The 24,552-nt window shown below is 35.7% G+C and carries 27 protein-coding genes and 1 pseudogene; 2 read left to right on the forward strand and 26 right to left on the reverse strand.

Translation table 11 applies throughout. The annotated features are described in order from the left end of the window. Positions 1–13: 13 nt before the first annotated feature. From AC1RPR_RS05755 to AC1RPR_RS05865, 23 genes and pseudogenes are all read right to left on the reverse strand, one after another. Positions 14–718, reverse strand: a complete 705-nt coding sequence (locus AC1RPR_RS05755; protein ID WP_409022317.1) for a methionine ABC transporter permease — start codon at positions 716–718, stop codon at positions 14–16. Next, entirely contained in the window at positions 708–1,745 is a 1,038-nt protein-coding gene (locus AC1RPR_RS05760) for a methionine ABC transporter ATP-binding protein (protein WP_481761643.1), read from the reverse strand. Before AC1RPR_RS05760 ends, AC1RPR_RS05755 begins: the two co-directional genes overlap by 11 nt. Positions 1,746–2,115: 370 nt before the next feature. Further along, positions 2,116–2,475 (reverse strand): arsenate reductase family protein, encoded by a 360-nt coding sequence (locus AC1RPR_RS05765; protein ID WP_481761721.1) that lies wholly within the window; start codon positions 2,473–2,475, stop codon positions 2,116–2,118. Between the two features lie 45 nt (positions 2,476–2,520). Beyond that, positions 2,521–3,741, reverse strand: a complete 1,221-nt coding sequence (locus AC1RPR_RS05770; protein WP_481761642.1) for an FtsW/RodA/SpoVE family cell cycle protein — start codon at positions 3,739–3,741, stop codon at positions 2,521–2,523. A 72-nt stretch (positions 3,742–3,813) separates the two neighbouring features. Then, positions 3,814–4,035: a DUF2969 domain-containing protein gene (locus AC1RPR_RS05775; protein WP_409022314.1), complete on the reverse strand. Its 222-nt coding sequence runs from the start codon at positions 4,033–4,035 to the stop codon at positions 3,814–3,816. Further along, complete coding sequence (yidD, locus tag AC1RPR_RS05780) at positions 4,028–4,288, reverse strand: membrane protein insertion efficiency factor YidD (protein WP_409022313.1); 261 nt, start codon at positions 4,286–4,288, stop codon at positions 4,028–4,030. The genes AC1RPR_RS05775 and yidD overlap by 8 nt, the downstream gene beginning before the upstream one ends. A gap of 85 nt (positions 4,289–4,373) precedes the next feature. Next, positions 4,374–5,360 carry a rod shape-determining protein gene (gene mreB / locus AC1RPR_RS05785; RefSeq protein WP_409022312.1) on the reverse strand — a complete coding sequence of 329 codons (987 nt, stop codon included), beginning with the start codon at positions 5,358–5,360 and terminating at the stop codon, positions 4,374–4,376. A 94-nt stretch (positions 5,361–5,454) separates the two neighbouring features. After that, positions 5,455–6,759 (reverse strand): UDP-N-acetylglucosamine 1-carboxyvinyltransferase, encoded by a 1,305-nt coding sequence (gene murA / locus AC1RPR_RS05790; RefSeq protein ID WP_481761641.1) that lies wholly within the window; start codon positions 6,757–6,759, stop codon positions 5,455–5,457. A gap of 17 nt (positions 6,760–6,776) precedes the next feature. Next, complete coding sequence (locus AC1RPR_RS05795) at positions 6,777–7,010, reverse strand: DUF1146 family protein (RefSeq protein WP_409022310.1); 234 nt, start codon at positions 7,008–7,010, stop codon at positions 6,777–6,779. A gap of 138 nt (positions 7,011–7,148) precedes the next feature. After that, on the reverse strand, positions 7,149–7,568 hold the full coding sequence (locus AC1RPR_RS05800; RefSeq protein WP_481761640.1) for a F0F1 ATP synthase subunit epsilon: 420 nt from the start codon (positions 7,566–7,568) through the stop codon (positions 7,149–7,151). Between the two features lie 13 nt (positions 7,569–7,581). After that, positions 7,582–8,982, reverse strand: a complete 1,401-nt coding sequence (gene atpD / locus AC1RPR_RS05805; RefSeq protein ID WP_409022308.1) for a F0F1 ATP synthase subunit beta — start codon at positions 8,980–8,982, stop codon at positions 7,582–7,584. A 23-nt stretch (positions 8,983–9,005) separates the two neighbouring features. Beyond that, entirely contained in the window at positions 9,006–9,953 is a 948-nt protein-coding gene (locus tag AC1RPR_RS05810) for a F0F1 ATP synthase subunit gamma (protein WP_481761639.1), read from the reverse strand. A 31-nt stretch (positions 9,954–9,984) separates the two neighbouring features. Beyond that, entirely contained in the window at positions 9,985–11,502 is a 1,518-nt protein-coding gene (gene atpA / locus AC1RPR_RS05815; RefSeq protein ID WP_481761638.1) for a F0F1 ATP synthase subunit alpha, read from the reverse strand. Between the two features lie 31 nt (positions 11,503–11,533). After that, on the reverse strand, positions 11,534–12,076 hold the full coding sequence (gene atpH / locus AC1RPR_RS05820; RefSeq protein ID WP_481761637.1) for an ATP synthase F1 subunit delta: 543 nt from the start codon (positions 12,074–12,076) through the stop codon (positions 11,534–11,536). Between the two features lies 1 nt (position 12,077). Further along, positions 12,078–12,587 carry a F0F1 ATP synthase subunit B gene (gene atpF / locus AC1RPR_RS05825; protein WP_409022304.1) on the reverse strand — a complete coding sequence of 170 codons (510 nt, stop codon included), beginning with the start codon at positions 12,585–12,587 and terminating at the stop codon, positions 12,078–12,080. A gap of 71 nt (positions 12,588–12,658) precedes the next feature. Then, positions 12,659–12,871, reverse strand: coding sequence for a F0F1 ATP synthase subunit C (gene atpE, locus AC1RPR_RS05830; RefSeq protein WP_409022303.1), 213 nt, complete (start codon positions 12,869–12,871; stop codon positions 12,659–12,661). Between the two features lie 30 nt (positions 12,872–12,901). Continuing rightward, a complete protein-coding gene (gene atpB / locus AC1RPR_RS05835) occupies positions 12,902–13,612 on the reverse strand; it encodes a F0F1 ATP synthase subunit A (RefSeq protein WP_409022302.1) in 711 nt (236 codons plus the stop codon). A gap of 218 nt (positions 13,613–13,830) precedes the next feature. Next, the gene (gene upp / locus AC1RPR_RS05840) at positions 13,831–14,460 is read right to left on the reverse strand and encodes a uracil phosphoribosyltransferase (protein ID WP_409022301.1); all 630 of its coding nucleotides are present in this window, start codon (positions 14,458–14,460) and stop codon (positions 13,831–13,833) included. A 64-nt stretch (positions 14,461–14,524) separates the two neighbouring features. Next, complete coding sequence (glyA, locus tag AC1RPR_RS05845; protein ID WP_481761720.1) at positions 14,525–15,787, reverse strand: serine hydroxymethyltransferase; 1,263 nt, start codon at positions 15,785–15,787, stop codon at positions 14,525–14,527. 33 nt (positions 15,788–15,820) lie between these two features. Continuing rightward, a pseudogene (locus AC1RPR_RS05850) lies at positions 15,821–16,804 on the reverse strand (L-threonylcarbamoyladenylate synthase); the annotation flags it as partial. 16 nt (positions 16,805–16,820) lie between these two features. Beyond that, on the reverse strand, positions 16,821–17,666 hold the full coding sequence (gene prmC, locus AC1RPR_RS05855; RefSeq protein WP_481761636.1) for a peptide chain release factor N(5)-glutamine methyltransferase: 846 nt from the start codon (positions 17,664–17,666) through the stop codon (positions 16,821–16,823). Further along, positions 17,659–18,744, reverse strand: coding sequence for a peptide chain release factor 1 (gene prfA / locus AC1RPR_RS05860; RefSeq protein WP_409022299.1), 1,086 nt, complete (start codon positions 18,742–18,744; stop codon positions 17,659–17,661). The genes prmC and prfA overlap by 8 nt, the downstream gene beginning before the upstream one ends. Before the next feature lie 45 nt (positions 18,745–18,789). Beyond that, positions 18,790–19,371 carry a thymidine kinase gene (locus AC1RPR_RS05865; protein WP_409022298.1) on the reverse strand — a complete coding sequence of 194 codons (582 nt, stop codon included), beginning with the start codon at positions 19,369–19,371 and terminating at the stop codon, positions 18,790–18,792. Between the two features lie 213 nt (positions 19,372–19,584). On the opposite strand from AC1RPR_RS05865, the gene AC1RPR_RS05870 reads away from it, so the two are divergent. Beyond that, positions 19,585–20,931 carry a MurT ligase domain-containing protein gene (locus AC1RPR_RS05870; protein WP_481761635.1) on the forward strand — a complete coding sequence of 449 codons (1,347 nt, stop codon included), beginning with the start codon at positions 19,585–19,587 and terminating at the stop codon, positions 20,929–20,931. A gap of 2 nt (positions 20,932–20,933) precedes the next feature. Then, a complete protein-coding gene (locus AC1RPR_RS05875) occupies positions 20,934–21,641 on the forward strand; it encodes a type 1 glutamine amidotransferase (RefSeq protein WP_409022296.1) in 708 nt (235 codons plus the stop codon). A 53-nt stretch (positions 21,642–21,694) separates the two neighbouring features. On the opposite strand, the gene manA is transcribed toward AC1RPR_RS05875, so the two are convergent. From manA to AC1RPR_RS05890, 3 genes are all read right to left on the reverse strand, one after another. After that, the gene (gene manA, locus AC1RPR_RS05880) at positions 21,695–22,660 is read right to left on the reverse strand and encodes a mannose-6-phosphate isomerase, class I (RefSeq protein WP_481761634.1); all 966 of its coding nucleotides are present in this window, start codon (positions 22,658–22,660) and stop codon (positions 21,695–21,697) included. Positions 22,661–22,736: 76 nt separating this feature from the next. Then, positions 22,737–23,747 carry a serine hydrolase domain-containing protein gene (locus AC1RPR_RS05885; protein WP_481761633.1) on the reverse strand — a complete coding sequence of 337 codons (1,011 nt, stop codon included), beginning with the start codon at positions 23,745–23,747 and terminating at the stop codon, positions 22,737–22,739. A gap of 6 nt (positions 23,748–23,753) precedes the next feature. Next, positions 23,754–24,407 carry a histidine phosphatase family protein gene (locus AC1RPR_RS05890; protein ID WP_409022293.1) on the reverse strand — a complete coding sequence of 218 codons (654 nt, stop codon included), beginning with the start codon at positions 24,405–24,407 and terminating at the stop codon, positions 23,754–23,756. Positions 24,408–24,552: the final 145 nt, after the last annotated feature.

Genomic DNA, 24,552 nt, shown 5'->3' on the forward strand with positions numbered 1-24,552 from the left:
ATGAGGTTACCCCTTAATTATTTCGTTTATCGATTAATTTAGCTGAATGATCACCAATAAGTTGAAAAATGGCAACAATAATGATGATTGTGACCGTTGCAACTAGTGTAACAGTATTATTATTAGCACCATAACCTTCAATGAAAGCCCAATTTCCTAGCCCACCGGCACCAATCGTACCAGCCATTGCCGTGTACCCAATAATTGTAATTCCAGTAACTGTCGCCCCTGAAATAAGAGCTGGTAAACTTTCTCGTAATAGTACTTTCCAAATGATTTGTGCCTTGTTAGCACCCATTGCTTCAGCTGCTTCAATCACACCATAATCAATCTCACGAAAAGCAAGTTCCACCATTCGTGCATAAAATGGAGCCGCCGAGAGGATTAGAGCTGGCAATGCTGCAATCGGTCCAATAATAGAACCAACTAAAGCCTTAGTAAAAGGCAATAATAAGACAATTAAAATAATAAACGGAATTGAACGAAAAATGTTAACCATGGCTGAAACAATCCAATTAATTATTTTTACCCAGATACTTATTTTACCGGTCGTTTTTTGTTTTGTTTCAAATAAAATAAGACCTAAGATAATACCCAAAATTGTAACGGCTATTGTAGATATTAATGTCATACTGATTGTTTCCCAAGTATTTGACCAGAATTCATCCCAGTTAACAGCATTAAAGTTAAAATATGACGCCCAAGTATTAGTCCCCATAATGCAATACCTCCGTTTCTACTTTCATTTTTTGCAAGAATGGAACGGTTTGATCTAAACTTATTTTTGGACCAGTTAATTGAATATATAATGTTCCAATTGGGCCACCTTGAGTTTGATGAATGGAACCCTCAACGATATTAAAATCAACTTCTGGAATTTGTCTTAACATTTCAGAGATAATTGGCATTTGCGTCTGCGTACTGTGAAAGGTTAATTGAACAATCAACCCTTGTGGATAAGCTTCAATTAATTCATTTACAGCAAGTTCAGTATCATGTAGAGCTGGTGTGACCTCCTGATTAACGAATCGTTTTGTGACGTCTTGTTTCGGACGCTTAAAGACGTCTAAGACAAGTCCACTCTCCACTAATTTTCCAGATTCCATTACAGCAACGTGATCACATATCTTACGAACCACATGCATTTCATGAGTGATTAATACAATTGTTAATTTCAATTTATGATTAATTTGAAGTAATAAATCTAATATTTCATCTGTTGTTTGTGGATCTAGCGCACTTGTTGCTTCATCACAAATCAAAATTTCAGGATCATTCGCTAAAGCCCTAGCAATCCCAACTCGTTGCTTTTGTCCACCAGATAACTCAGAAGGATATGCATTTTCTTTACCTTTTAACCCAACTAATGTTGTTAATTCTTCAGCTTTGGACAACCGCTCAGTTTTACTTATTCCAGCAAGTTCAAGTGGAAACATGATGTTTTCCACAACCGTTCGTGACCAGAGTAAATTAAAATGTTGAAAAATCATGCCAATTTTTTGACGTTGCTTTCTCAATGTTCTACCCGATAAAGATGCGATTTTAGCGCCATTAACGTCAACTTCACCCGAAGTTGGTGTCTCTAATCCATTCAGCATTCTAATTAATGTACTTTTACCAGCACCTGAATATCCTACAATACCTAAGATGCTACCATCTTCCACCGAAAGATTCACATCAGAAACAGCGCTAACCTTACCACTTTTCGTGATAAACTCTTTTGATACATTTTTAAACTCAATCATGTTAATACCTCCTAATTTTTCTGCAAAAAAATAACCTCCCATCCCCCGTTTAATAAACGGAAGGACGAGAAGTTATAAACTTCACGTGTTACCACCTTGTTTTATTGTTACCTCACGATAACAATCTCATCAGGTACGGGTTTTAATATAACCGATACCTTTCCGCTGTATTGGGCGTACCCAAGGTAGATTAACATTGCTCATCTACCAAACGTTCCAAGACCATATTCAATTCCGTAATTTTGATCCCTTTTCAGCTACCAGGATTCTCTTAACTAATTACTAAAATTTACTCATCTTTTCAAAACGTCTTATCTGTATTTCTTATTGTAGTTGATTATAGCTAGATTAAAATTTAATGTCAACAGTTTTATTTATTTAACCATGTCTCTGTAAAAACATCTTCACTGAATCCGGTCGTTAATTTTGTTCCATCAGTTAATACCGGACGTTTCATTAACATCCCATCTGATGCTAAAATTTGACTTGATTGCTGAATTGTCATCGTTGGTCGTTTATCTTTTAGATTTAATTCACGATACTTATTTCCTTGTGTATTAAAAAAAGATATTGCTGGAAGACCAGACTCATTCAACCATTTTTCGATTAGACTCGCCTTTGGTGTTTCTTGGATAAGATCTATTATATGGTATTCAACCTCATTTTCGTCTAACCATTGTTTTGCTTTTCTACAAGTTGAACATTTAGGATACCAATAAAAATCAATCATCATCAAAACCTCCTAGTTTTAAAAAACAGTGATTCCATAATAGAATCACTGCCTTATCTTTTTATCAAAATCTTCGTCTTCGCTACTGAACATGTAACTCTTATGATGGTATCGCATTGACATAATTAAGCCAATTCCAATCATATTTCCTACTAAAGCAGACCCACCTTGACTGACAAATGGTAATGGAATACCTGTTAAAGGTAGTAACCCAATACTCATCCCAATGTTTTCAAAAACATGGAATAAAATCATCATAATGACCCCAGTAGATAAGTAAGCATAAAATTCATTCTTCGTATCAAAGGTTGCACGAACCATTCGATAAATGAGTAAGAAATAAATAAAGATTAAAATACAACCACCAATAAACCCAAAGTTTTCGCCGATAACAGAAAAAATCATATCAGATTCACGGACGGGAACATAAACATTTGACACGTTAAATCCCTTACCAGTCATTTGTCCTGATCCAATGGCTTTCATACTTTGCCATAATTGATATCCTGTTCCGGATGTATCTTTTGATGGATCTAACCAGTTATCAATTCGGTCAAATTGGTAGGCAGAAAAGCCAACTTTTTCTAGAATTGATCGACCAGTTGTTGAAATAACCATATATAATGCCGTTCCACCTACAACAGCCACCGTTCCAAATGCCGGTCCAATAATCTTCCAAGTGATACCTGAAACTAAAATGACACCACCTAAAATAGCAAAGAAAACGAGCATTGTTCCAAAATCATTTTGCAGTTTTAATAAAATAACTACTGGTAACGTCCATGCTATCATTTTGGCTAATAAAATAATATCTGTCCCAATTTTATGAGTTGGATAATCATTGTTATGTATCGTAACCACACGCGCCAACATTAATATAAATGCTGGCTTCATAACTTCTGATGGTTGGAACGTTAACGAACCAACTAATGGTATCCAACTTTTAGCACCTGTGTTTATATATAAAGGTCGACTATATACGACTAAAACAATCATCAATAAAAACAGGCCAATAAAATACCCTATCGGTGCGACTCGCCATAATTGTTCTGAGTCAAATTGCATAATAACGACAATTGCAATGACACCAATAGCGTACCACATTAACTGTGAAACCATTTGGCTAACAATTGAGGTCGCACTAGTATCATGGGATGCTGATACGTAAATTGAGGCAAGCCCAATAATTGCCAAGACTAAAACGGCAAAAATAATACCATAATCAATTCTTGACTCACTATCGACCTCATCTTTTCTACTACTCATAGAATTCCCCTCCACACTATGTCACTTATTTCGTTAAATTTTTGAATAGGCTAAAATTTAATAATTGACTAATTAACCGCGATGTAAGTGAAAATCGCGCAATAAAGTATCAATACCTTCATCACGAGTTTTAGCTTTGAATATCTCACCGTTACTTAATGTTGCAACAAATTTTGTATCTTGTTGAATGACTGTACCAATTTCAATACCGCCAACGGTTAATGAAACTGCATCCTCACCATTAATTTTAATATCATTTTCTGCTACTTCAATCTCTTTTTCTTTTTTAGACATGCTTTTCTTCTCCTTTAGGGTTCTTATTTCTTCGTACGGTAAAGTAATCAGGTACGGGATCGTATCCGCCTCTGACAAAAGGATGGCATCGTAAAATCCTACCGATACCCATAATAATACCTTTTGCACCGTGTTTTTGAATTGCCTTAATCATATAGTTTGAACATGTTGGATAGTACCGGCAACTAGGTGGAAACATCGGTGAAATAAATTTTTGATAAAACTTGATTGGTGCAAGCATTAAGTTTTGCATAAATAAATGACACCTCCTATATGAAAAGGTCCATCAACAGATTGCCCCGTTAATAGACCTCCCTTAATAACCAGTATCACAGTTGTTATCTACCTTGTTTTTCAATATGATCTAACAAGAATCCAGTTCCTTTTGCGACATCATCCAATGGTGTTTCTGACACCATAACAGGAATATCTAAGTTCGATGACATTAATAAATCAACACCATCTAATAATGCACCGCCACCTGTTAAAATAATCCCAGTATCAATAATATCTGATGCTAATTCTGGTGGTGTTTGTTCAAGAACTTCTTTAGTTGCTGCAACGATTGCTTGCATTGTATCATGAGTTGCTTCTTCAATCTCAGCAGAGCTAAGCACAACTGTCTTTGGTAAACCAGTAACAACATCTCGTCCACGAATTTCCATTTCTAATGCACGATTGTCTGGGTAAACTGTCCCAATTTCAATTTTAGCTTTTTCAGCTGTACGTTCACCGATTTGAAGGTTATGTTTTTGCTTAACAAAATTGATAACATCACTATTCAATTGATCACCAGCAACACGTAATGAACGGCTTGCTACAATATCGCCTAATGAAATAACGGCAACATCACTTGTACCACCACCAATATCAATCACTAAACTACCACGGGGTTGATAAATATCCAACCCAGCACCAATAGCTGCAACTTTAGGTTCTTCAGCAAGATAAACCTTGCCACCACCAGCTTTTTCAGCAGCTTGAATAATTGCTTTTTGTTCAATTGATGTGATATTTGTTGGGCAACAAATCAAAATACTTGGTTTTGATAAAAAGCCGCTCACATTTAATTTTTTAATAAAGTAAGTTAACATTTGTTCTGTAATATCAAAATCAGCAATGACACCATTTTTCATAGGTCTGATAGCTCTAATACTACCAGGTGTTCTACCAACCATTTTATATGCTTCTGATCCAACTGCTAATACACGACCTGATTTTGTGTCAATTGCAACAACAGATGGTTCATTTAAGACGATTCCTTTATTTTGTACGTTAATTAATACATTTGCGGTTCCTAAATCAATACCAATATCTTTAGCCATTATGCTTCTCCTCTCGGCACTTAAAACTTACACTAATGTAAGCATTATACCATATACCTATACAATAAAAAAATGTCCAAAATGGACATTTCTTCTATTTTACTTCATTTTCTGTCTTAATAATTATATCTTGTGTATCATCATTGATACGTTTAATTTCAGCACCCAAAGCTTCTAACTTTTGATGGAAATGATAGTAGCCTCGATCAAGATATTCAAGATGTGTAACTTGTGTATAACCACGAGCTACTAATCCTGCTAGCACAAGTGCTGCAGCAGCTCTTAAGTCTGTAGCAGCAACTTCTGCACCATTGAAGTCAGTTGGACCATACATGACAACTGAGTTGCCTTCAATCTTAAATTTTGCATTCATACGTCGTAATTCTTCAAGATGCATAAAACGATTTTCGAATACCGTCTCTGTTAAAATACTTGTACCATCTGCCATTAATTGAAGGACAGTCATTTGAGGCTGCATATCAGTTGGGTACCCTGGATGAGGCAATGTTTTAACTGTAGTTGGTTTAATTTTTTCTGTTCCAATTACTCGGATACCATTGTCTTCTTGGATAACGTCAATGCCCATTTCTTCTAATTTAGAAATTAATGGTTTATTGTGTTCCGCAATAGCCTCTTCGATTAAAACATTACCTTGAGTCATTGCTGCAGCAACCATGAATGTCCCTGCTTCAATCCGATCTTGGACAACTGCATGATCAGCGCCATGTAATGCCTTAACACCATGAATGCGAATTGTTTCGGTACCAGCACCTTGTACTTTAGCACCCATTTTATTTAAAATATTAGCTAAATCAACAATTTCTGGTTCTCTTGCAACATTTTCAATCACAGTTGTACCAGTAGCTAATGTTGCAGCCATCATAATATTCTGAGTTGCACCTACACTTGGAAAATCAAGATAAATGTTGGCACCCTTTAATTCATCTACAGTTGCTTCTATATAACCATCGAATTGTTCAATATGCGCACCCATTGCTTCAAAACCTTTTAAATGCAAATCAATTGGGCGAGAACCTATTGCACACCCACCAGGCATTGCAATCTTCGCATGTTTAAGTCGTGCCAAAAGTGGTCCCATTACAACAATAGAAGCACGCATTTTTGAAACATATTCAAATGGTGCTTCTGGTGATAATTCTTTAGTCGCACTCATTTTAACTTCATTAGTTTCTTCATTAAAGTCAACGTCTAAATTTAAAAAACGTAGTACGTTATTCATTGTAAAGACATCTGACAAAACTGGTACATTTGACAGTGTATTTTCACCACTACTTGCTAAAATTCCGGCTGCTAGAATTGGCAATACTGCATTCTTTGCGCCTTCTATATGCACTGTTCCATTGAGTGAGTTTCCACCCTTGACGATTATTTTTTCCACAAGTTATTCCCCCGTTATTATTTAACTAAAAAAACTAAATTACGAACATTATCAATAAAATTTAAGAAAAAGGCACTGCTTGTATATCCTAATAAAATAGCCAATAAGACAATTAAAACTTTGATTCTTTGTTGGCTACTTTGTGGGAAAAACCTGTCTATTCGTAACCCTTGAATTGCCCAAAAAGCAATTCCAATAAACATTAGATGACTCATTAAAGTAACTAGCGATTGGATTCCCACAGTATTCATCAAAACACTCCTAAAATTTATTCGTCATAAGCATAGCATATTTTGTACCACTTGTCGCTAATATTTGTAACAAAAATGAAATATTTAATATGTATATACAAAAAAAGGTACTGAATAAATCCAGCACCCACTTTTGTATTAATGTTTAGAGATATTAATTCGATTGATTGCACGTCTAAGTGCAATTTCAGATCTTTTAAGTTCATCAACATTATGTGTTTGTTTTGCAGTAGAAATCATCTGCTCAGCTCTTTTTTTAGCAGCCTGTGCACGATTTTCATCAATATCTTCTTGGCATTCTGCTGCATTTGCAACAACCGTTGCGACATTTTTTGAAAATTCAATGAATCCACCACTTACGGCAATTTCATCTTCTTCATTATCATTTACCTTAACCCTGACAGCATCAATATCAAGAGAAGCAATAACTGGAATATGATTGGGTAAAATACCCATTTCCCCGCTGGGTGTTTTAACAATAATCATTTTAGCATTATTGTCATAAACACTACCATCAGGAGTGACGATACTAACGGTCAAAACTGAATCTTCAGCCATCTGTTATTACCCCCTATTTTGCCATTTTATTTGCTGCTTCAATAACATCTTCGATTGGGCCGACACCATTGAAAGCATCTTCAGGAAGTGAATCATATTTACCATCAAGAATATCTTTAAATCCTTGAACTGTTTCAGCAATTGGTACATATGATCCAGGTTTTCCTGTGAATTGTTCGGCAACATTAAAGTTTTGTGAAAGGAAGAATTGGATGCGACGCGCACGTGCTACAATTACTTTTTCATCATCAGATAATTCATCCATACCTAAAATAGAAATAATATCTTGTAATTCACGATAACGTTGTAACGTATGTTGAACTTCCGTAGCAACACGATAATGTTCTTCTCCAACAATTTCAGGTGTCAAAGCACTTGAAGTTGAAGCCAAAGGATCAACAGCTGGGTAAATACCTTGTTGCGTTAAGCTACGTTCCAAGTTAGTTGTTGCATCCAAATGGGCGAACGTCGTTGCAGGAGCAGGATCAGTATAATCATCAGCTGGAACATAAACTGCTTGAATTGATGTAACTGAACCTTTTTTAGTTGACGTGATACGTTCTTGCAATTGACCCATTTCAGTAGCTAATGTTGGTTGATAACCTACGGCTGAAGGAATACGGCCTAATAAGGCTGAAACTTCAGAACCAGCTTGTGTAAAGCGGAAAATATTATCAATAAACAATAGCACATCTTGTCCTTTTTCATCACGGAAATATTCCGCAATTGTAAGACCAGTCAATGCAACACGCATACGGGCACCAGGCGGCTCGTTCATCTGACCAAACACCATGGCTGTCTTCTCTAACACGCCGGATTCTTTCATTTCAAAGTAAAGGTCATTACCTTCACGAGTACGTTCACCAACACCGGTAAACACTGAAATACCATTATGTTCTTGAGCAATATTATGAATTAATTCTTGAATTAAAACAGTTTTACCAACACCGGCACCACCGAATAATCCAATTTTACCACCTTTAATATAAGGGGCTAACAAGTCAATAACTTTAATTCCTGTTTCAAGAACCTCAGTACTTGCACTTAATTCATCATATTTAGGAGCATCTTTATGGATGCTACTGCGCTCTGCATCTTTATTAAATTCAGGACCACCATCAATGGTATCTCCTAAAACGTTAAACACTCGACCAAGAGTATCTTCACCAACAGGGACAGAAATTGAAGCACCTGTGTCTTCAACAACTGTTCCACGTTGCAAGCCATCCGTAGAATCCATGGCGATTGTTCTCATAACTCCGTCACCTAATTCAAGCGTAACTTCGATAATTAGAGCAGTTCCATCTTCACGTGTAACTTTTAACGCATTATTGATATCTGGTAAGGTTTCGTTTAAAGAGAATTGTACATCGACGACGGGCCCGATAACTTGAACAACTTTACCGAGACTCATCTTCTGTATTTCCTCCTGTCATTTTACTCTAAAGCAGCTGTTGCACCAGTAATTTCTGTAATTTCTGTTGTAATAGCACTTTGACGTGCACGATTATACTTTAATTCTAATGATGCAATAATATCTTTAGCATTATCTGTCGCAGATTTCATTGCTGTAGAACTTGAAGCATGTTCAGCTGTTTTAGCATCTAAAATCGCACCATATACTAAGCTTTCAGCAAACTGAGGTAGAACAACTTCAAGAATTGCGTCTCCTGAAGGTTCCATATCATAATCTTCATTCCCCATCACATTAGACGTTTCAATACCTTCTGCATCTGTATCCATATTCACTTCTGAAATAGGAAGCATTTGTTCAGAATGAAAGTCCGATTGTAAACTATTAACGAAATGATTATAACAAACAAATAATTCATCATAAACTTCACTGTTATACATTGTTACTACTGATTTAACGATTTCACGAACCTCAATAAACGTTGGAATATCACTTACACCACGGTATTCGTAGGCAACCTCATATCCTCTATTTTTAAAGAAGTCAGCACCAGTACCACCAACAGCAATAATAACAGCATTATCTACAGTATGGCCATTTTGCTTCATCAAATCTAATGTTTGTTTAATTACGTTACTATTGTAACTACCAACTAAACCACGATCAGAAGTAATAATTAAATAACCACTTTTTTTAACAGGTCTCTTTTGTAACATATCAAAACCTGAAAATTTTGAACTATCATTCTCAGATGATTGCTTTGATTTTCCAGCTTTAGCATCTAAAAGGTGAGATTGGGCAAGATGGGTAATGACACTTCTAATTTTAGAAGCATATATCTGATAACTTTGAGTATGACGCTGAATTTGGCTTAACTTAGCAGTCGAAACAACTTGCATTGCGCCAGTTATTTGTCCCGTTTTCTTAGTTGAAACGATTCGACGCTTTACTTCCATTAATGAAGCACCCATTAATTCTCACCATCTTTCATTTACTTTTAGTTTACGCTTTTTCAGGAGTTACTTGGAAACCTTCTGAAAAGTCTTTGATTGCAGCATCAAATTTATCTTCGTCAGGTAAATTACCTGTTTCTTTGATGTGATTTAAAAGATCACTATGATTATTATCAAAGAAATCAAAAATTTCACCTTCAAAACGAAGAATATCATCAACAGGAACTGAATCCAAGAATCCATGTGTTAATGCATATAAAATTAAAACTTGTTTTTCAACAACTAATGGCTTGTGTAATGGTTGTTTAAGTACTTCAACCGTACGATGTCCACGATTTAATTTAGCTTGTGTTGCGGCATCTAAATCAGAACCAAATTGAGAAAATGATTCTAATTCTCGGAATGATGCAAGAGCCAAACGAAGGCTTCCGGCAACTTTCTTCATTGCTTTAATTTGAGCTGACCCACCAACACGAGAAACTGATGTACCAGCATCAATAGCTGGACGAGTACCTGAATAGAATAAATCACTATCCAAGAAAATTTGACCATCAGTAATCGAAATTACGTTAGTAGGAATATATGCAGAAACATCACCAGCCTGTGTTTCGATAAATGGAAGAGCAGTCATTGAACCACCACCCAATTCATCACTTAACTTAGCTGCACGTTCAAGTAAACGTGAATGTAAGTAGAAAACATCACCAGGATAAGCTTCACGACCCGGCGGACGTCTCAAAATTAATGACAGTTCACGGTAAGCCGTTGCTTGTTTTGATAAATCATCAAATACAATCAAGACATGTTTACCGTTATACATGAATTCTTCACCCATTGCTGAACCAGTATATGGAGCTAACCATAATAATGGTGCGGGAGAAGCAGGACCAGCACTAACGACAATTGTGTAGTCCATTGCGCCTAATCGACGTAACGTTTCCACTTGTGCGCTAACAGTTGATTCTTTTTGTCCAATAGCAACATAGATACAAATCATGTCTTGATCTTTTTGATTTAAAATCGTATCAATAGCAACTGATGTTTTACCAGTCTTACGATCACCAATAATCAATTCACGTTGTCCACGGCCAATTGGAACTAAAGCATCAATAGCTTTAAGTCCAGTTTGTAAAGGTTGATCAACTGACTTACGATCCATAACTCCTGGAGCCTTTTTTTCGACTGGACGAGTTTTGTTTGTCTTAAGATCACCTTTACCATCGATGGGTTGGCCTAAAGGATTAACAACACGTCCGATAAGTTCTTCACCAACAGGAACTTCCATGATTCTACCCGTACGTTTGACAACGTCGCCTTCACGGATACCTTCATAGCCACCTAAAATAACGATACCAACATCGTTTGTTTCTAGATTTTGAGCCATACCATAAGTACCGTCAGAAAATTCTAACAATTCTCCTGATAAAGCGTTATCCAAACCGTGTGCACGAGCAATACCATCACCAACATAAGTAACGGTACCTACTTCATCAACGATAAGTTCGTCTTTATATTGTTCCAATTGTTCTTTAATTAAAGCACTGATTTCTTCAGCTTTAATGCTCATACAAGGTTCACCTCTTAACTACTTTAATATGTTACTCCGCTAATAATCGTTTTACTTTGTTGATTTTTGATGAAATTGATCCATCAAAAATCTGATTATTGGCTTCAATAATAACGCCACCAATAATTTTTTCATCAATAATATTGTTAAATACTATCTTATTTGCACCGATTCTTTCTGCAAACTTACTTGATAATTTCGTTAATTGACTATCATCAAGCTCAATTGCAGTTGTAACGGTTGCATGTACAATTTTTTCTTTAACATCGCATAATCGTTCGAATTCTTCAATTATTCCAACCATATCACCCATTCGACCATAATCAAAGACCATTTGGATAACGTTTGCAATAATTGGAGATGCATCTTTGAGTAAGACCTTAACAAGGTCTTGCTTTTCTAACAAATTAAGACGTGCATCAACAAGCACTTCACTCAATTGTGGATTAGCAAGAAAAACTTGTCTAACTTCCTCTAATTCTTCAGAAAAGGCAACAATATTACCTTGTTCATCAGCAATTTCAAAGATGGCTTCACCGTAACGATTGGCAACGGTTGCCTTATCTAATTTCATTTTACTTTACCAACCCTTCAATATAAGAATTGATTAAGTTTTTTTGATCATTCTCATTTAATTCTTTTTGAATAATCTTAGAAGCAATTTCAATAGATAATTCAGCGACATCACTTTGAACGCTACTCAATACTTCTTGGCGTTCTTGTTCAATATCTTTAACAGCATTTTGTTTCAACGTCGTTGCTTCATCTTGAGCTCCAGAAACGATATCATCATGTTGCTTTTTACCGTTATCTTTTGCACGACTAACAATTTCAGATGCTTCTTGACGTGAATTATCTAATTGGTCTTGTCGTTCAGTTGCCAAAATATCGGCTTTTTTTCTTGAATCTTCAGCAGAATCTAAATCATTTGCAATTTTATCTGCACGGTCACTCATCATTTTTGTGACAGGACCCCATGCAAAGTGTTTGATGATTAACATCAAAATAACAAACGAAATAATATAGAATAAGAAATCACCAGTTTGAAAATTACCAACTGCACCGAAAACTAAATCTGAAAACATCTATTGACACCTCCTTTTTAAAATTAATATATTTCGTTGTATCAACGAAGAATCAAACTTAATTTCAAAAATTATTTAGCCATCAATAAGAATGAAATAACGATAGCAATAATAGGAACGGCTTCAATCAAACCAACACCAATAAACATTGTTGAACGTAATTGACCAGATAATTCTGGTTGGCGAGCCATACCTTCGATTGTTTTAGAAATAACTAAACCATTACCAATACCTGTTGCGACAGCGGCTAAACCAGCTGCAATACCTGCTGCTAATAATCCCATAATAATTGTTTCCTCCTTAGATATCTTGTTTTATTCTTTTTGTACTTTTCCACCGATATAAACCATTGACAATGTTACGAATACGTAAGCTTGGATACTTCCGATAAACAGAGAGAATCCTTGCCAGATCATTTCAACTGGTAAAGCCACGATAGTCATTAATGGGCCCATAGAAACTGCACCACCAATTAACGTTAATAATACTTCCCCAGCGTAAATGTTTCCGTACAAACGAAGAGCTAATGTTAGCAAATTTGTAAATTCTTCAATCAAGTTAATAGGTAAAAGAAATGCAACTGGACTCAAATAGGAATTTTTAATATATCCCTTAAATCCGAATTGAATAACACCCATAAAATGTGATAATAGCAGAATCAAAAATGCAAACGTTAGTGTCGTTAGCGGACTCGACGTTGGACTTTTAATCAACGTCTTGTCGCCAAAACCTATTTGTAAAAATAAACCCATTTGGTTAGATACAAAGATAAATAAGAATAACGTAAATGCTAATAAATTAAACTTCTTACCTTCTTTTCCTGGCATTGCGCTTTTAACAATCCCATTGGTGAAATCAATGAGCCATTCCAAAACATTTTGTCTACCAGTCGGTTTCATGGTCAGTCTTCTCGATAATACAATAGCTATCATCGCGACAATCACACATGCAAGTAAACCGGAAACGACATTCGTAATATTGAAAGGTAGGCCATAAAAATTCACAACGAAAGCATCTCCATCCACAGAATTTCACCTCTTTCCAAACTTTTATTTGACCGTATAAAACGGTATAAATTAAAGAGAATAACTTTATAAATATTCTCCAATTACAAAAGAAATCATACCACCAATTGAAATAAAATACAAAAGAAATTCTGACTTATTTTGAGTTTTTTTTCACATTAAAAAAAATGACACCTAGACGGCTTACGCATAAGCATTCTAAGGGCCATTCATTTAATTTATTTCGTACCAAACAATCGATCACCTGCATCGCCCAAACCTGGGACAATGTAGCCATCTTCATTCAAGTGATCATCAAGTGCTGCTGTATAAATATCAATATCAGGATGTTTTTCACGTAAAGCTGCAACACCTTCTGGAGCCGCAACAAGACAAACAAACTTAATTGTCTTTGCGCCGCGCTTCTTCAATGCATCAACTGCCATAATAGCAGAACCACCAGTAGCAAGCATTGGGTCTACTACAAGAAGATCACGACTAGCAATATCTTCAGGCATTTTTACAAAATATTCTGTTGGTTGGAATGTTGTTTCATCACGGTACATACCAATATGTCCAACTTTAGCTGCTGGTAATAATTCCAAAATACCATCAACCATCCCTAAACCAGCTCTTAAAATAGGAATAATAGCAATTTTCTTACCAGCCAATGTTTTTTGTGTTGTTTTACCCATAGGTGTTTCAACGATAACATCTTCTAAAGCAAAATCGCGAGAAACATCATATACCATTAGTTCAGCAATTTCATTAACAACTTCTCTAAATTCTTTTGTACCACAGTTCTTATCACGTATAATCGTTAATTTGTGTTGAATTAACGGATGGTCCATCACTTGAAATTTGCCCATTACGAAACACTCCCTTAAATTTAGTCTATTCTATTTTAGCGAATTATTACCTAAAATACTAGTCTTAAACGTATTTAATTTGTGAAATAGGATGCTTTTTAGATAATGCTAAAACTTGCGAACCAATTTCGGCTAATTTATCGTCATCATCGTGAAATTGAATTGCGTATAGAATTAGAATTGCAATCACTTTTACGTCTTCGCTGTCAAACCCACGAGTAGAAATTGCTGGCGTTCCAATTCGAATTCCAGACGTTTTAAATGGGCTCAATGATTCATTTGGAATTGTATTTTTATTCACAGTAATATGAACACGATCTAATAAGTTTTGAACTTCTTTTCCATTTAACCCAGAAGGTGTTACATCTAAGTTCATTAAGTGATTATCAGTTCCACCAGAAATAACTCTCACTAAATCTGACTGTGCAAATACGCCAGCCATTGCTTGTGAATTCTGAACAACTTGATACATATACGCCGTAAATGCTGGTTGCGCTGCCTCATAGAATGCTGCCGCTTTCCCAGCAATTACGTGTTCAAGTGGGCCACCCTGTGTACCAGGGAAAACTGCCGAGTTTAGTTTTTTAGCATATTTTTCTTTAGCAAGAATCATTCCACCACGAGGGCCACGTAACGTTTTATGCGTTGTTGTCGTAACAACATCAGCTACATCTACGGGATTTGGATGCAGTCCAGTAGCTACAAGACCAGCAATATGAGCCATATCTACCATTAAATAGGCGCCAACTTCATCAGCGATTGCTCTAAATTTTGTAAAGTCGATCATTCGACTATAAGCTGAGGCTCCAGCAATAATCATTTTAGGTTTTTCTTTAAGTGCTATCTCTCGAATAGCATCATAATTTAAACGTTCTGTTTTAGAATCAACACCATAACTAACAAAATTGTACAATTCACCTGAGAAATTTACTGGTGAACCATGCGTTAAATGTCCACCATCGTTTAATTTCATTCCTAAAATCTTATCTTGAGGTTCTAAAAATGCCTGGTAAACGGCCATATTAGCTTGTGAACCAGAATGTGGTTGTACATTGGCATATTCAGCATGGAATAGTGCCTTAGCACGATCAATAGCTAATTGTTCAACTACATCAATATACTCACAACCACCGTAGTAACGCTTATTAGGATACCCTTCAGCATACTTATTGGTTAACACGCTACCTTGTGCAGCACGTACAGCATCAGAAACGATATTTTCAGACGCAATTAATTCAATATTGTCCTCTTGGCGTTTTTCTTCATGAGCGATTGCATCCCACAATTCTTTATCCTGTTGTTTATATTTCACTTTTTCAGCATCCATAAGTTCAACAATATTTTGGCTACTTGCTGCTTTTTCAAGACGGTTCATGTAAGCAACACCCAATCCCTTTTTATCAAACCCTTCAACTAAAATCATTTGAACATTAGGGTTGTCATCGAAGTAGCGTAAACCGTCAAAAAGTGATTGGCTTGCTGATTCAATTGTTTTTCCTAAAGAAGAATAGCCACTATTCTTAGGTATCTGATCCGTATCAATTTGACCTTCTTTTGCCATTAATCCGATTGCAATATCTTGTTTAGCGACCCAGTCTAAAATATCTGACCAATTTTGTGTTGAATCAACAATCACAACTTGTGCTCTTGGTGCATAATGTCGATACTTCATCCCAGGTGCTTTTGGCGTTTCTCCTTCGGCAACTTCATGTGTATCATCACTAACGTGTCCAATTACATCCTCAATTTGTGACTGAGTAACTGCTCCAGGTCTCAAAATTGTTGGTTCATCTGTACTCATGTCTAAGACAGTTGACTCCACCCCTACTTTTGTTTGCCCATCATCAATGATACCAGCAATTTTACCATTCAAATCATGAGCAACATGTTCTGCCATTGTTGGACTAGGTTTACCTGAAGTATTAGCTGAAGGGCCAACAATTGGAACGCCCGACTTAATAATAAAATCTAATGTAACTTTGTTATCTGGCATTCTAAAGGCTGCAGTTTCTAAACCGCCTGTAACAGTCTTTGAAAGAGCTCCTGCTTTTAATTTAAGGATAAGCGTCAATGAACCCGGCCAAAATGTTTTAATTAACTTTTCCACATTGGCAGTAAGTGGTTGTGCATATTCCCGAACTGTCTCTACATCGGCAACGTGTACGATTAGTGGATTATCACTTGGTCGACCTTTTGCAGCATACACTTGTTTGACTGCCTCTTCATTTGTCGCATCGGCACCCAATCCGTACACTGTTTCAGTTGGGAATGCGATCAATTGTCCTTGCTTTAATAACTCTGCAGCAGTTTCTATTTCATTAGGTTGATAAATAATTGTTTCCATTAACTCAACACCCCTTTTATAATTTTGCGTGAATCATTCTTTGATTATCAAAACTATCTTTTTTTCCTTCTATTAAAACTGCATTTTCAAATGCGTTTGTTAACATCTTTATCACGGCGTTTTCTTGTTGATACCCTATTTCAAAGAAAATATCTCTTGGTTTTTGCGTGAAGCGAGCCACCTCTTCTATCATTCTTCGATACAAGATTAGACCATTTTCAGCTGCAAATAATGCGACTTGCGGTTCATGTTCAATCACACTTTTATCCATCACATCTCGCTCATTTTCGGCAATGTATGGTGGATTAGACACGATGACATCCACTTTCAATTCATGAATAGGTTCTGTTAAATCTCCAATCAAAAATGTTACATCAACTTGCTGTGCTTGTGCATTTTTTTTGGCAACCGTAATTGCTTCTTTAGAAATATCACTTGCAAAGATTTGCCAATTTGGTCGCTGTTGTTTTAAAGCAATCGCAATTGCTCCAGAACCGGTTCCAATATCAGCAATTACCAACTTCTCATTAGCAGGCAATGTCTCCAACATCCATTCTACCAATTCTTCCGTCTCAGGTCTCGGAATAAGGGTTGCTTCGGTCACTTTCAATTGCATACCAAAAAAGTAGGCATGACCAATAATGTATTGTGCCGGCATTCCATCACAAAATTGCTGAATATCTATCTGATATTGTTGCCACTCATTTTTTGGCATTTTTGTTTGATAATTCATTAATAAATCAGTCGTTGACCAGCTTAGTCGCTCTAATAATAACCACTGACCACTTTCAACTTCTAACTTATGTTCCTCTATACACAAAGAAGCCCATTTCAAGGCTTCATAGTAGGTTGGATTAGTCATTTTCTTGCAACTTTTCCATTTTTTGTGTTTGATCATATAAAATCAATGAATCGATTACTTCTTCAAGTTCACCATTCATAACACGATCTAATTTATTCAATGATAATCCAATTCGATGATCAGTCACACGATTTTGAGGGAAATTATAAGTTCTAATTCGTTCTGAACGGTCCCCTGATCCAACAGCTGATTTTCTATTTTCATTGTAAGCACTTTGTTCTTGTTGTGAATAGAAATCATAAACTCGAGCCTTCAAAATTTTCATAGCTTTTTCACGATTTTGTTGTTGTGAACGTTCATCTTGCATAGCTACAACAATGTTTGTTGGTAAATGGGTCATTCGGACAGCAGATGATGTCTTATTAACATGTTGTCCACCGGCACCAGAAGAACGATAAACATCCGTTCTAATATCTTTTGCATCAATTTCAATTTCAACATCTTCTGCTTCAGGCATAACACCTACTGTTGCAGTAGAAGTATGCACACGTCCAGCTGATTCTGTTGATGGAATTCGTTGAACTCGATGTGCACCACTTTCATATTTCAGCTTAGAAAAGACACTATCACCATTAATCAACAGGACAATTTCTTTAAAACCACCGACTTCAGTCACATTTTTATCCACAATTTCAACAGTCCAACCTTGCTTCTCAGCGTATTTAGAATACATTGAGAATAAATCTGCAGCAAATAAACTAGCTTCATCCCCACCGGCAGCGCCGTGAATTTCCATGATAATATTTTTATCATCATTAGGATCCTTAGGAATTAATAGTACCTTAATTTCTTCTTCTAAAGCTGCTTTTGCTTTCTTTGCGTCAGATAATTCTTCTTTAGCCATTTCAGCCATTTCAGAATCTAAATTTTCGCCTAGCATTTCTTCAGCATCTGCAAGTTCTTGAACAACAACTTTATATTGGCGATATTTCTCAACTGTTTCGCGGATACTTGCCATTTCTTTTGATAATTCCATAAACCGATTATTATTTGAAATAATCTCAGGATCAGACAATAATTCGCCTAATTCTTCATAGCGATCATCAACTGATTGTAATTGATCATACATTTCATCCATTTTATATTGTCTCCTCTTAATTCTTTATCTTTCTAGTCTATCTGATTATTGTAATTGTGTCATCAACGGATTGTTATAATGTTTACGACATACTGGATAATAATCTTCATTACCACCTATTAAAATTTGTTCGCCAGCATATACAGGTTTACCATCATGAATACGTAAATTCATGATGGCCTTTTTATGACAAAACCAGCAAATTGTTTTCATTTCTTCAATCTTGTCAGCATATAATAATAAATATTTTGATCCTTCAAACAATTCGTTTTTAAAATCATTCTTTAACCCAAAAGCCATAACTGGAATATTTAATTCATCCACAATTTTAGCTAATTGAATAATATGTGCTTGTTTTAGAAATTGTGATTCGTCTATTAAAACACAAGCAGCATTTGAATTAGTCTGTTGAACTAAATCAAAGACATTTGTTTCTTCAAAAATAGGTGTCGCCTCACGTTTCAATCCAATTCGACTTGAAACAAATCCAACACCATCCCTGTCATCCACACCACTTGTTAAAATAATAACTGATTTATTTTGTTCTTCATAATTATGCGCAACTTTTAAGATTTCAATTGTCTTACCACTATTCATTGCACCGTATTTAAAAAATAATTGCGCCATAATAAACCTCTTCTGTTTTTCAGATTTCCGTCTTTAAGTATATCCGATTTAAGCTTGGATTTCATTAAATAAAAATTTTTTCTTAATATTAGGCATTTTATATGTAGAATTTTGTAATTATGCTATTATAGACATAATATAAATTCAGTAAAGTAGGCTATGACGTGGATTCTATCCTATGTAGTCAATTTTCTGTAAACGGAGGATATTTTAATGACGATAAAAAGCTCAATAGCAACTGTCGCAGGGAAATCATCATATTGGTTTTTGCACACCTTTCTAAAAGGTGGTAGCTCTCTACCCGGCAAAATAACTGCCGCGTTAGATCCAGAAATTTTAAAAACATTAGGTGCTAATTATGACGTTATTGTCATCACTGGAACCAACGGTAAAACCTTAACAACCGCCTTAACAGTTAAGGTTTTAGGTGCTAAATATGACCATATCTTAACAAACTCTGCTGGATCAAATATGGAACAAGGTATTATCACAGCATTTCTAACGGATAAGCGCAAAAAAAATGAGCGTCCTCTTGCTGTTCTTGAGGTTGATGAAGCAAATGTCATTAAAGTAACCCAATACATCACGCCTAAAGCATTTGTTCTAACAAATATTTTCCGTGATCAAATGGACCGCTACGGTGAAATTTATACAACTTACAAAAAAATTATTGATGGGATTAAATTAGCACCCAATGCAACAATTATTGCAAATGGTGATGCACCCATTTTCCATTCAATTGAATTACCAAATCCTTTTGTTTTCTACGGTTTTAATCATGAAGAGGAAACAGAAAGTTTAGCACCTACGAATACTGATGGGATTCTTTGTCCAGTTTGTCAACATATCTTACATTATAAAACCCGTACGTATGCTAATCTCGGGAAATATTATTGTCCAAACTGTCATTTTAGTCGTCCAAAATTAGACTACCAATTAACATCACTTTTAGAACAAACACCCACATCATCTCACTTTATAGTTGATGGACAACCCATGGAAATTCATGTCGGCGGTTTATATAACATCTACAACGCCCTTGCTGCTTATGCAGTTGGTCGTGTCTTCAATGTTGGTCCTGCAACAATTAGTAATACATTAAGTGAAGACGATGAGCAAGTCTTTGGTCGACAAGAAGTCATCCATGTTGAAGACAAAGACATTACCTTAGTTTTAGTTAAAAATCCAGTTGGCCTCGATCAGGTACTAGATATGATTGCAACAGATACAGAACCATTCTCGTTGGCCTTCTTATTAAATGCAAATTACGCAGATGGTATTGATACCAGTTGGATTTGGGATGGGAATTTCGAACAATTAACACAAATGAACATTCCTCAATTCATGACGGGTGGTGAACGTTATAAAGATGTTTCATTCCGTTTTAAGGTCGCTGGTGTCAAAGATGAACAATTAATTAAAGAACCTGACATTGCTAAAGTTATCGAACAACTTAAAACCTTCCCCACAAAACATATTTACGTTTTAGCCACTTATACAGCTGTTTTACAGTTACGTAAATCACTCGCTAATGATGGTTATATCAAGGAGGGCATGTAATAATGGCAAAATATCATTTAAACGTCGCCCATTTATATGGTGACTTATTAAATACTTATGGTGATGTTGGTAACCTATTGGTGTTAGAATATTATGCCAAGCAAATGGATACTGACTTACAAACTGAAGTCATCAGTTTAGATCAACCTTTTGACAAAGATCATTTTGACTTAACTTTCTTTGGTGGTGGACAAGATTTCGAACAAAAAATTGTCTCAAAAGATATTCAAGACAAAAAAGAGGCCTTAACCGACTATATTGAAGATAACGGTCCCCTCCTCGCAATTTGTGGCGGTTACCAATTACTTGGTCAATATTATGTCGGTGCTGATGGTGAAAAAATTCCTGGCATTGGTGCAATGAGTCATTATACAGAGACACAAGATGACAATCGTTTTATCGGAGATATTACGATTCAAAATGAAGATACCGGTGAAACTTACCATGGTTTTGAAAATCATAACGGGATGACCTTCCTCGGTAAAGATGAACGACCACTTGGTAAAGTGTTAAAAGGTAAAGGTAATAATGGTAGTGATGCTTCAGAAGGTGTCATTTACAAAAACGTTTTTGGTTCATATTTCCATGGCCCAATCTTAACAAGAAATGGTGAATTAGCTAAACGTCTACTACTGCTTGCGTTGCATCGTAAATATCCAGATGTTGATTTTAGTCAACAAGAAGCACTCGTTATCGAACCAACATTTTAGTAAAAAAATAAAGATTCAAACAATAGTATATTATTGTTTGAATCTTTATTTTTTTATGCTTTTTCTCCAGGTTCTGATGCAATAATTTGCATATCACCTGTAATTGTCCATTCTTTAACTTCGTTTGGTAAAATAAAATGCATACCCATTTTTAAATCATATATTTTATCATCGACTTTAATCTGACCTTCACCTTTTAAAACTGAAACAAGAGTATAAGGTGCGACTGTTCTTTTAAAATTTGCTGATCCGTTTGAAATCAACCATTCATAAACACTAAAGAATGGTGTTTTAACAAAGGTTGTTACTTTGGCATCCCCGACCATTTTTGTTTGAATATCGAGTTCAGGAACTTTATTAGGCACATTAGTAACATCAATCGATTGTTGAATATGCAAGTCACGCTTCTTACCCGTTGTTGCATCCACACGGTCAAAATCGTAAACACGATATGTTGTATCACTACTTTGTTGCGTTTCAAGGACCATCACACCAGAACCAATGGCATGAATTGTACCACTAGGAACATAAAAGAAATCTCCCGCTTTAACAGGTACATGCGTAAATAAATCATCCCATCTTTCGTCATGAATCATTTCCGCTAATTCTTCACGTGTTTTAGCATGGTGCCCATAAATAAGTTCTGCCCCAGGTTCGGCTGAAATAACATACCAACATTCTGTTTTACCAAGTTCATGCTCATGTTGCATTGCATAAGTATCATCCGGATGTACTTGAACTGATAAATCTTGATTAGCATCTAAAATTTTAGTTAGAAGTGGAAAAACATCCCCTTTAGCATTACCAAAAACTTCACGATTTGAATCCCAGACTTCATTCAATGTTTTGCCAGCAAATGGACCATTCAAAACAGTACTTGGGCCATGTGAGTGTGCGGAAATAGCCCAAAGTTCACCAGTATGATTACTTGGAATATCATATCCAAAGACCGTTTTAAGATGATCACCACCCCAAATTTTTTCTTGTAATACAGGTTTTAAGAATAAAGGTTCTGTCATTAGTTGCTCTCTCCTTCGTTAAACATATTATTGGTTTATTTTATCATAAGCGGTTACATTTTTGAATGTTAATCGGTTACAATCCAGCTTTTTCCGTTAAAAAGCTTTCTATAATTTCATCTCGTTTTACCAAATAGAGACTATTATCACTCGTCGGATGTACCCTATTCGTTAAGACAACCAACCCGTCTTGCATGGATTGATCCATTATTATAAATGTTCCTGTATAACCAGTATGATAGACAGATAAGCAATCGCCATCTCCACGAAGATCCCAGCCAAGTGAACGACCCAAGCTTCTTGTAGGTGTTTGATCTGAGAATAACATTTGCGTCGTCTCCGGCCGTAATACTGGACGTTCAGGACCATCTGACATAAACCACTGCATAAATCGTAATAAGTCGGATACAGTGGAAAATAACCCTGCCGATCCACAATGTTCTTTTAAAATCCGTGCTTTGGGGTCATGAACAATACCCTTTAAAAGACCTAAGTCAGGAATAATCTCAGTTGGAACACTTCTTGAGATATTTGGACTAAAAGTACTATCAGTTAATCCTAAGGGATTTAAGACTTCTTGCTGCAATGCTTGCTGAACAGGAATTTTTAAAATACTTTCAATAATATATCCTAAAAAAATTAGTCCGATATCACTATAAATAACTTTTTTTCCAAGATTTTCACCATTACTTAGTCCGAATAGTGCTTGTTTTAAATCTGGTTCCGATAATTGATTTCGATTTTTAATATACCCTTGAAAATCTGCCGTATGCGTCAACATATGCCGTAAAGTCACCCGTTCGTCCTGATAATTTGGTAGGTATTTTTTTACGGAATCATCAACATTCAAACGACCCTCTTCTTGTAATTTTAAAATAAGAGTTGTTGTTCCTATCACTTTAGTTAGTGATGCAACGTCGTAAAGTGCATTGTCAGCTAATTGTTCAGTTTCAGGGACTAATTGCGAATATCCCAAATAGTTTTGATTGCTAATTGTATTATGATGGATAACCCCATATGAAGCACCAGGAACAATACCATCATTAACTAACTGTCGAATTTTATTTATCGTTTTAGGATATAGCAATCGTAATCACCCCTTTTGATTAATCTTCACAATTGTAAATTTACCTTTTTTAAAATCAACGTTACTAACACTAGCATTCTTCAAGAGCATCGTTGGAAGTTGATTTTTTTCTAAGCTGTCGATAAAACTTGATAACACAAGACCATGAGACACAATTAAAATATTTCCTCCCTGCGTCTGGTACTGATTCCCAATATCCGTTAATGTATCAATTATTCGACTAGTCATCTTATCATATGTTTCAGCTTGGCTAGTTCCTTCAAGCTCTGCGAACATATTTACTAAGTTTCTAAAGCGATTATGCCCTAAAACGGCCTGACTCACTTTAAAAAAACCAAATTTTTTAACAAGCATTGGAATTAAATCTTTATTTTTCATCTCTTCTAGTCGACCAAAATCGACTTCTCGAAGTCCTCTTAATGGTTGAAATTCAAACGAAGAGTCATGCTTTTCAAGAATAAAGTCCGCAGTATCTTGCGTTCGTTTTAAGTCACTTGTGTACACGGCTTCAAAATAGACATCTTTTAATTGTGTTCCCAAATTTCTAGCTGCCTCTCGCCCCTTGTGTGTCAGACGAGAATTAGTCACGCCTTGTAGCCTCTTTAATCTGTTCAATCGTGTTTGACCATGTCTTACTAAATAAAAATGAACTGTCTTCATCGCCTGCACCTCCATAAAATGGTTTATATTTGTACCTTCAAGTATACGCTACCATTAAGATTTTACCTAAGTAAAAACCTAAAATATATTTTTAAATTTAGTCTGTCTACGACTATAATAAAATAAATCAAAACATTTTCGTTTA

Source organism: Dellaglioa sp. CoH-57-MRSF-22, from assembly GCF_056781895.1.

What these genes read in the sequence shown, in the direction of transcription:
- AC1RPR_RS05755 (WP_409022317.1), bottom strand. Translation starts at nt 718, where the DNA reads ATGGGGACTAATACTTGGGCGTCATATTTTAACTTTAATGCTGTTAAC.
- AC1RPR_RS05760 (WP_481761643.1), bottom strand. Translation starts at nt 1,745, where the DNA reads ATGATTGAGTTTAAAAATGTATCAAAAGAGTTTATCACGAAAAGTGGT.
- AC1RPR_RS05765 (WP_481761721.1), bottom strand. Translation starts at nt 2,475, where the DNA reads ATGATTGATTTTTATTGGTATCCTAAATGTTCAACTTGTAGAAAAGCA.
- AC1RPR_RS05770 (WP_481761642.1), bottom strand. Translation starts at nt 3,741, where the DNA reads ATGAGTAGTAGAAAAGATGAGGTCGATAGTGAGTCAAGAATTGATTAT.
- AC1RPR_RS05775 (WP_409022314.1), bottom strand. Translation starts at nt 4,035, where the DNA reads ATGTCTAAAAAAGAAAAAGAGATTGAAGTAGCAGAAAATGATATTAAA.
- yidD (WP_409022313.1), bottom strand. Translation starts at nt 4,288, where the DNA reads ATGCAAAACTTAATGCTTGCACCAATCAAGTTTTATCAAAAATTTATT.
- mreB (WP_409022312.1), bottom strand. Translation starts at nt 5,360, where the DNA reads ATGGCTAAAGATATTGGTATTGATTTAGGAACCGCAAATGTATTAATT.
- AC1RPR_RS05795 (WP_409022310.1), bottom strand. Translation starts at nt 7,010, where the DNA reads ATGAATACTGTGGGAATCCAATCGCTAGTTACTTTAATGAGTCATCTA.
- AC1RPR_RS05800 (WP_481761640.1), bottom strand. Translation starts at nt 7,568, where the DNA reads ATGGCTGAAGATTCAGTTTTGACCGTTAGTATCGTCACTCCTGATGGT.
- atpD (WP_409022308.1), bottom strand. Translation starts at nt 8,982, where the DNA reads ATGAGTCTCGGTAAAGTTGTTCAAGTTATCGGGCCCGTCGTCGATGTA.
- AC1RPR_RS05810 (WP_481761639.1), bottom strand. Translation starts at nt 9,953, where the DNA reads ATGGGTGCTTCATTAATGGAAGTAAAGCGTCGAATCGTTTCAACTAAG.
- atpA (WP_481761638.1), bottom strand. Translation starts at nt 11,502, where the DNA reads ATGAGCATTAAAGCTGAAGAAATCAGTGCTTTAATTAAAGAACAATTG.
- atpH (WP_481761637.1), bottom strand. Translation starts at nt 12,076, where the DNA reads ATGAAATTAGATAAGGCAACCGTTGCCAATCGTTACGGTGAAGCCATC.
- atpF (WP_409022304.1), bottom strand. Translation starts at nt 12,587, where the DNA reads ATGTTTTCAGATTTAGTTTTCGGTGCAGTTGGTAATTTTCAAACTGGT.
- atpE (WP_409022303.1), bottom strand. Translation starts at nt 12,871, where the DNA reads ATGGGATTATTAGCAGCAGGTATTGCAGCTGGTTTAGCCGCTGTCGCA.
- upp (WP_409022301.1), bottom strand. Translation starts at nt 14,460, where the DNA reads ATGGGCAAATTTCAAGTGATGGACCATCCGTTAATTCAACACAAATTA.
- glyA (WP_481761720.1), bottom strand. Translation starts at nt 15,787, where the DNA reads ATGGATGCTGAAAAAGTGAAATATAAACAACAGGATAAAGAATTGTGG.
- prmC (WP_481761636.1), bottom strand. Translation starts at nt 17,666, where the DNA reads ATGACTAATCCAACCTACTATGAAGCCTTGAAATGGGCTTCTTTGTGT.
- prfA (WP_409022299.1), bottom strand. Translation starts at nt 18,744, where the DNA reads ATGGATGAAATGTATGATCAATTACAATCAGTTGATGATCGCTATGAA.
- AC1RPR_RS05865 (WP_409022298.1), bottom strand. Translation starts at nt 19,371, where the DNA reads ATGGCGCAATTATTTTTTAAATACGGTGCAATGAATAGTGGTAAGACA.
- AC1RPR_RS05870 (WP_481761635.1), top strand. Translation starts at nt 19,585, where the DNA reads ATGACGATAAAAAGCTCAATAGCAACTGTCGCAGGGAAATCATCATAT.
- AC1RPR_RS05875 (WP_409022296.1), top strand. Translation starts at nt 20,934, where the DNA reads ATGGCAAAATATCATTTAAACGTCGCCCATTTATATGGTGACTTATTA.
- manA (WP_481761634.1), bottom strand. Translation starts at nt 22,660, where the DNA reads ATGACAGAACCTTTATTCTTAAAACCTGTATTACAAGAAAAAATTTGG.
- AC1RPR_RS05890 (WP_409022293.1), bottom strand. Translation starts at nt 24,407, where the DNA reads ATGAAGACAGTTCATTTTTATTTAGTAAGACATGGTCAAACACGATTG.